The sequence below is a fragment of the Clostridium sp. AF02-29 genome, assembly GCF_934835585.1.
Classification (GTDB): domain Bacteria; phylum Bacillota; class Clostridia; order Lachnospirales; family Lachnospiraceae; genus Otoolea; species Otoolea fessa.
Genome location: NZ_CAKVZK010000006.1, coordinates 74,521 through 81,992, shown reverse-complemented (window position 1 = coordinate 81,992; position 7,472 = coordinate 74,521). Strand labels below are relative to the sequence as shown.

Sequence of the window (7,472 nt, the reverse complement as noted above, 5' to 3'; positions counted from 1 at the left end):
AATATTGACAAGGAACATATCTGCTGCGCCATGTCCGGCAAGCAGAGTGTTGCAAAAAAGGAATGGCTGCGGCAGCGCTTTGAGGATGGACTTGTTTTCTATCGCAGCGAAGAACGCGGCAAATGCTTTATCGAATACATTCCGGCTGAAAACGCCTGGGTGCCGATTGCGGCAGATGATTATCTTTACATTAACTGCTTATGGGTATCCGGCTCCATGAAGGGACACGGATATTCGAAGGATCTGCTGGAGGCATGTATCTGTGATGCCAAGGCGCAGGGAAAGAAAGGTATTTGCATTCTGTGCGCGGAGGGCCGAAAGCGGGAATTCCTCGCTGACCCGAAATTCCTTACTTATAAGGGGTTCTGTGTGGCAGACATATCCGACTGCGGGATCAATCTTATGTATCTTCCCATTGAATCGGGTGCACAACCGCCGCATTTCAAGGAATGTGCGAAACATCCGGTGATTGAAGAAGCCGGTTTTGTTCTTTATTACACCGATCAATGCCCATACACCTATTATTGGGTGCCAAGAGTGCAGGAGGCGGCGAAGGAACATGGTATCCCGTTTAAGGTTATCCATATCACTGATAAAGAAAGCGCACAGAATGTACCTGCACCGGTCACGACTTATGCACTGTTTCGGGATGGTCAGTTTCTGACACAGAGTATCCAGTCAGATAAAAAATTCCTGGCGCTGGCAGGTTTACAAAATTGATTTTACTCCGCTATTTTTGAGTCGCAACATAATGTTATCAAATGAAATGGAGAAAAAAAGAATGAAAAATATATTGATTATTTCAAGCTTGCCAATGTGACGTGTCTTTGACCTGCGCACAATAAAGCTATCGTGCGATTCACAAGGAGTTAGGATAAAGCCCTGCAAAAGTGCTTTCGGATTTAAAAAAAGGATTTCGATACTGACAGAAAGGAAAAACATGGAGAAAAAATTGAAAAATCCAACCTCTAACAAAAATGAAACACCCGCACCGCAGGGAGGCAAATGGCCGGACGAGACGATCGTTCGCTATATCATCCGTGCTTTTTTGCTGCTTATTGTATTCGCATGGGCGCTGGTAAACCTTGACGCTGTTTTGTGTTTTCTCGGCAAGGTGCTTGCACTGTTCACTCCGTTTCTGATCGGCGGCGCGATTGCTTTTTTGATCAACGTAGTTCTTCGGCCAATGGAATGCTGCTGGAACAAGGCGTGCCGCAAAGCTCCTGCAAAGCTGACCCGCCCCGTGTGCCTGACAGCAAGCACCGTGCTCATCCTTGGAATTCTGTTTGCTGTGGTGTTTATGATGCTCCCCAGCTTGCGGGAATCCGGCGATGAGTTTATCCAAAACATTCCGGTCTATGTGGAGGAAATCGGGCGGTGGTGGGCTGGCGTTGTCCAGTTTGCTGCAAAATATAACATTGTCCTGCCCGAATATGTCATAGACTCTGATCGGTTGATTGAGAAGGTCACCGCCTTGATCAGTGACAAGGAAAGCGGGATTCTCACCGTGACATGGGGCGCGGCAACCTCTGTCCTGTCGGTTTTTGTGGATGCTTTCTTGGGATTTGTTTTTGCACTTTATCTGCTTGCAAAGAAGGAGGCCGTCGCGGCACATTTGAAAAAACTCATTGAGACAGTCCTTCCGCAAAAGACGGCGCAGCGGCTTCTTAGTATTGCTGCGCTGACCAATCAGACCTTCACAAATTTTGTCAGCGGCCAGCTTACCGAAGCGGTTATCATCGGTGTTCTGTGCTTCTTTGGAATGCTGATTCTTGGGATTCCGTATGCCGGTGCTGTCTCCGCGTTTGTGGCCGTCACTGCGCTGGTGCCGATTTTTGGCGCATGGATTGGCGGCGGCTTTGGTGCGTTTTTGATTCTGCTGGCAGAACCTGGCAAGGCTCTGTGGTTCATTCTCTTTCTGATCGTTTTGCAGCAGGTGGAGGGCAATCTGATTTATCCCAAGGTGGTCGGCAAGTCCGTTGGGCTTCCCGGACTGCTTGTGCTGATGGCTGTTACAATCGGCGGCGAAGCATTCGGCATCTTAGGGATGCTGTTCAGCGTTCCCGTCTGCGCCGTGCTGTTCAGCCTTTATCTGGAGTTCATGAAGAAAGCAAGCCCCCTTTAAGCTGTGGTCTATTCAACAAAGACCACGGCAATTATCGAGCATATTATTTACGATGAGATGGATGACCATTACGGCGCAGAGCCGGAATATCCCTGGAATGACTGGAAAGCTGTACTGAGGCGCAACGACAATAATAAATGGTATGGTTCTGAAAGTATCTGCTGATAAGTTGGGGGCGTCGGAAGCAGCCGGCATTGATCTAGGGCTGCCGTTCGAGGAAAAACGAAGGGTTTTCGAGGGAGGCAAGTCAAATGGAAGACGTTCGACTTGAATTATTCATTAGTTCTTGATAAGTAACCATTCGGTAATCATAGCGTAGTTATCGAATGGTTACTTTAATGAAGAAAATAATTATGGCGGAAGGCACAAAGAAACGGATTTTGAGAACAGCACTGGAACTGTTTGCGCATACGTGCCCAGTAAAGGATAGAGTTGTATCTTAACCTGAGTATAGTTATAATACAATTATGACAGCTGCTTTCCCAGGATTATCAATGACGGAAATGATGTATGACGATGATAGGCAGCAGGGAATTTCCTGGGTATAAAAAAGCTTGCGAAGCTAATGAGAAGGGATGGCATCATGGGACATTTTTATTTTGTAAGACACGGACAGACTGTGTGGAATGTGGAGAATAAAATCTGCGGAGCAACAGACAGTCCGTTGACGGAGCATGGACGGCAGCAGGCGGCTGAAACCGGGAAAAATATTGTAGAAAGCGGAATCAAGGCAGATGAAATTCTCTATTCACCCCTTAGCCGTGCAGCAGATACAGCAAAAATTATTTCTGAAATGAGCGGGATTCCCTGCAGGGAAGAACCAAGACTCATAGAGCAGAACTTTGGAAAATGGGAGTCTACGCCGAGAGACGGCAAAGAGTTTAAGACGGCGAAAGAGTCATTTGCCTGCCGATATGAAGGGGGAGAATCCATGCTGCAGCTTGCACAGCGTATCTATAATCTGCTGGATGAGATAAAACAGGAGTCTGACCATAAGACATACATTCTGGTGGCACACAATGGAATTTCAAGGATGATTCAGTCGTATTTTACGGATATGACCAATGAAGAATTTGCATCCTTTGGCGTAAAAAACTGCCAGGTGGTGCGGTATGATTTCTAATATGTATGACCTTTCCGGTCAGGCTGTGCTCTCGACCAAGGGATATCGTTTGGAATTATGGAGAATGCGGAGAAGTGATATCCGGGGAAAAAACATCCTGGAGCGAGGCGGGCAGTAAAGCTTACCGGGAAGCAGCGGGAGAGTAAAAATCACAAACTTAAGGAGGAGAGATGAATCCAAATAAAAAGGATGATGCGAGCTACCTGCAGACGGTTGGCCGTGCCCTAACTATTTTAGAAATGTTTAGACAGCAGAATACACTGTCTCTGCCGTCGATTGCCAAGGAGCTGGGGGTGGGAAAAACCATCGCCTATCGATTGGTACATACTTTGACCGAAGAGGGATTCTTAACACAGGATCCTTTTACGAAACAGTACTCTTTGGGAGAGCAGGTGCTGATGTTGGGATTTTGTGCGGTGCATAGGCAAGATGTTAAACGAATTGCTCACGATTTTCTTTGGAATTTCCATGAGCGTACCAAGATCAGTACATATCTTACAATTCCGTGCGGAAATCAGAGTTTGTGTGTGGATCGTGTGGTCTCAGATAATACTGGGCGTTTGAGTTCGGTGTTTGTGGGTGGGGTATACCCGTTGTTTCGTGGGGCAAGCAATCGAGTATTACTGGCATTTGCTTCGCCCCAATTTCAAAGCAGTTATTTGAATAGCTTAGAGTTGTCAGAAGAGGAGAAAACTCAGCTGAAGGAGGATTTGAAAGGTGCTCGAGCTCGTGGATATGATATTACTCATAACAGGCTGACAGAGGGACTGTTTGCCGTTGGATTTCCTATCTATAACTCAGCTAACCAGCTAGTGGCTGGTCTGAGTGTAGGGGGAGTAGATGATTCGGAACGACAAGACGTTGTGGAGAAATATATCCAGCAGGGGCGTCAACTGGCTGTTGAGATCAATAATCAAATGGGTTCAAACTATTACAGTAGAATATCTGATTGATTTGTTGCAGATGCAAATATAGGTAATAATATAAGGAATCAGGACAAAAGAAATGGTCTTTTGCCCTGATTTTCTTTTTGTCACAAAAAAGTATAGATATAAAACTAATTTATGAGAATTCGATGTAGTATATTGACAAGACTCTGATAAAATGCTAATATAACAACATAATTCTTATGAAAGTAATTACATTCCTATAATAGGAATTTCGGACAAATGAACGATAGAAAGGAGAGTGAGAAGCATGAAGTATAAAGGTGCAGCGATTCAATACGACTGCCATTTTATGGATAAAGAGAAAAACTTGGCTGCTCTGACGAACTTGGTGCGTCAGGCAGCAGCTCAAGGGGCGAAGCTCATTGTCCTGCCAGAAATGTGCGCCACTGGATACTATTTTGAAAGTATGGAACAAGCGGCCAAGATGGCAGAGTCCGTAGTAAATGGGCAGACGGTAGGATTATTGGAGAATTTAGCAAAGGAGTTAGACTGCTATTTAGTTGCAGGACTTCCTGAGCTGGATGGAGAGAGATTGTACAATTCAGCGGTTCTTATAGGACCAGATGGGCTGATTGGCCGACATCGAAAAATGCACCATTATGTTCCTGATAGCACATGGGCTAAAACGGGAGATGAACCGGTAAAGGTGTTCGATACCCCTATTGGGAACATAGGCATACAGATTTGTATGGATCTAAGTTATCCGGAAGGACCTAGGTTAAGCCGGCTTATGGGAGCACAGGTTTTGTGTGCGCCTATGAACTGGAACGAGTCCTCTATCCCATCAGATATCTGGCTGACACGTGCTAAGGAAAACGGTATGTATGTGATTGCTTCTAATCGGCACGGAAATGAAAAAGGATTCGATTTCTGCGGCGGAAGCGGGATTATTGATCCAGAGGGCAGAGTAGTGGCATGTCAGCCTCATGGGGATGGAATTGCTATAGCTGAGATTGATTTAGAGATGAAGCCGGATCGAAGCGATATTCCTTTACGCCGTCCGAAACTCTACCGTGAACTTCAGTTACAGCGTTATCCATGGTATCAGAGCCAGTATTACCAAGCATATGCTACGGAGCCATTGCTTGAGGGAAAGCAATTTTCAACGGCGGTATGCAGCATAAAGCCAGAGAATCGGGAAGAAGGTTTTATGGCTGTAAAGCAGGCTATCAGTCAAGCGGGGAAGCAAGGAGATCGCTTGCTGGTTCTGCCTGAATTGGTGCTTGGAGGTGTGCCTGATGACTTGCAGCAAGCACAGTGCATGGCCATTCGAGAGGATGATCCTGTGTGGAAAGAGCTATCTTCTCTAGTCATGGAGAATCATGTGGATGTGATTCTGGGCTTTGTATTAGAAGAAAACGGGAAGCTATGGAATGCAGCAGCATGCTTGTGCGAAGATGGTTCTCGTCATTACTATCGGAAGAGTCATCTGACTGAGAGAGAAGCACAGTGGGCGGAAGCAGGAGACTGTGCCGGACTGGTCCTTGATCGCCCTTATGGCAGAATCGGTGTACTGTTAGGCAACGAAATTTTTATTACGGAAGTGCCTCGATTGCTGGCCAATAGAGGATGCGATATTTTAGCTATTCCAGCAGTGGAAAATCCGTCGTGCCCTCCTGGTATTCCAGAGGTTCAACAGGAGGTGGAACATTATCATCTTGCTAGGGTAAGGGCTAATGAAAATAGTACATACGCAGCCTTTGCGGCTCAAAAAGGAGTGAGCGGCATATTTGGTCCAGATATGTTCCTAGTACCGCGGAATGAGGTGGTGCTCAACGAGAGCGGATTTGCAGATATGACAATGGATACTCGATTTATATTCTCAGATGAAAGTGGGTGTCCAGTGATAAACCTGGTTCGAGAAAAGCCAATGCTTGGGACCAGACATACTACATGGTATGACAAGTTGATAGAAGAAACGGATTGTGTGCTTTAAAAGAAGGGAGAGCCATATGAGTGATAAAAAACAGGATGTGAATGCTGTGACAACTGAGTCTAACGTGGAAGATCAGGATTATATTTATACCCCGGTTCCTCAGAATAAGCGGTACGGATGGATTAAGATGTTTTTCGTCTGGTTATGTTGGAATGTAGTAGTAGGAGACCTGGCTACAGGTACGGCGTTGGGATCCAGCATGAAGTTTCGGGATGCTCTCATTGCCCTGTCAATCGGTGATATTATATTAGTGGTGGTCATGATTATGACTGTGTATATCGGTTCAAAAACCGGATTGGCAGCAATGTCATTGATTCGGTTTACCGTAGGTCGGGTAGGAACTTATATTTTCTCGGCGATTATCTGTGTGACCTCCGTGGGTTGGTTTGCCACCCAGTTGGGCTTCTTTGGGCAGATTTGGTCTCAGTATCTTCCGATAAGTGTACCGATCCTGGCAGTGCTGGGCGGAATTATGATGGCATCTACAGCGATTAAGGGATTTAAGGGAATGGAGAAGTTAAGCACATTTGCAGCGATTCCGTTGCTTCTGTTTATTGTTTTGGCACTGGTTAACTGTGTAAGATTGATTGGCGTAGATTCTTTGTTCTCTTATAGCCCTACGGGAAGTCAGATTGGCACCATGGCTACTGGCGTTACCACAGTTATTGGCAGCTGGGCAGCCGGAATGGCTACTGTTCCCGACTGCGGTCGATTTGCAAAGACGGATATCATAAAGATTTCTATCGTTTGGATCGCTGGTCTTTTCTTTGGTCATTTCCTGCTTCCAATTGCTGGTATTGCAGCTGCTCTGCATCTGGAAACATGGGATTTCGGAGTAGTATCTGATTACATCGGCGTATTGGCCACTGGTTCAGGAATCATTGGTGCTGTGCTTATTACTTTAGCTGCATGGACAACTAACCAGCAGAACCTGTACTCCGCATCCAATGCGACATGCAACATTATCGAAGTGAAGAAAAAGAGCACTGTTACCATTGTTCTGGGCGCTATCGGAATTGCTTTAGGTTTCTGTGGTGTGGTGGACTACTTTGTGCCGTATATGACATGGCTTGGTATTGTAATTCCGCCAATGGCTGCAGTTATGGTGGCTGATTATTTGGTACTGCCTTTGTTTGGAGTAAAACATAATTATAATTATAATGACATTTCTTACGAAAACCTTCCACTTATCAAGTGGCCTTCCGTTCTGGCTTGGGGATGTGGTGTAGCAGTTGCTATTTTCTCTCCGGGCATTCAGGCTATTAATGGTATGGTAGCTACGGTTGTGCTGCATGTGGTATTTAATCTGGTGGCAAATAAGAAGAATTAAGGTGGAAG

The 7,472-nt window shown here is 45.7% G+C and carries 8 protein-coding genes; all 8 read left to right on the top strand.

From position 1 onward, the window contains the following. On the top strand, positions 1-720 hold a 720-nt coding region (locus PUQ60_RS03060), incomplete at its 5' end, for a YoaP domain-containing protein (RefSeq protein WP_273482840.1). A gap of 220 nt (positions 721-940) precedes the next feature. After that, positions 941-2,125, top strand: a complete 1,185-nt coding sequence (locus tag PUQ60_RS03055; RefSeq protein WP_273417077.1) for an AI-2E family transporter — start codon at positions 941-943, stop codon at positions 2,123-2,125. A 3-nt stretch (positions 2,126-2,128) separates the two neighbouring features. After that, positions 2,129-2,290 (top strand): hypothetical protein, encoded by a 162-nt coding sequence (locus PUQ60_RS03050; RefSeq protein ID WP_243034048.1) that lies wholly within the window; start codon positions 2,129-2,131, stop codon positions 2,288-2,290. A gap of 418 nt (positions 2,291-2,708) precedes the next feature. Next, entirely contained in the window at positions 2,709-3,248 is a 540-nt protein-coding gene (locus PUQ60_RS03045) for a histidine phosphatase family protein (RefSeq protein WP_118749204.1), read from the top strand. Then, positions 3,238-3,366 carry a hypothetical protein gene (locus tag PUQ60_RS03040; RefSeq protein WP_273379615.1) on the top strand — a complete coding sequence of 43 codons (129 nt, stop codon included), beginning with the start codon at positions 3,238-3,240 and terminating at the stop codon, positions 3,364-3,366. Before PUQ60_RS03045 ends, PUQ60_RS03040 begins: the two co-directional genes overlap by 11 nt. A 52-nt stretch (positions 3,367-3,418) precedes the next feature. Further along, complete coding sequence (locus PUQ60_RS03035; protein ID WP_273379617.1) at positions 3,419-4,201, top strand: IclR family transcriptional regulator; 783 nt, start codon at positions 3,419-3,421, stop codon at positions 4,199-4,201. Positions 4,202-4,445: 244 nt separating this feature from the next. Beyond that, positions 4,446-6,134: a nitrilase-related carbon-nitrogen hydrolase gene (locus PUQ60_RS03030; RefSeq protein WP_273379619.1), complete on the top strand. Its 1,689-nt coding sequence runs from the start codon at positions 4,446-4,448 to the stop codon at positions 6,132-6,134. A gap of 16 nt (positions 6,135-6,150) precedes the next feature. Continuing rightward, on the top strand, positions 6,151-7,464 hold the full coding sequence (locus PUQ60_RS03025) for a cytosine permease (RefSeq protein ID WP_273379620.1): 1,314 nt from the start codon (positions 6,151-6,153) through the stop codon (positions 7,462-7,464). The last annotated feature ends 8 nt before the right edge of the window (positions 7,465-7,472 follow it).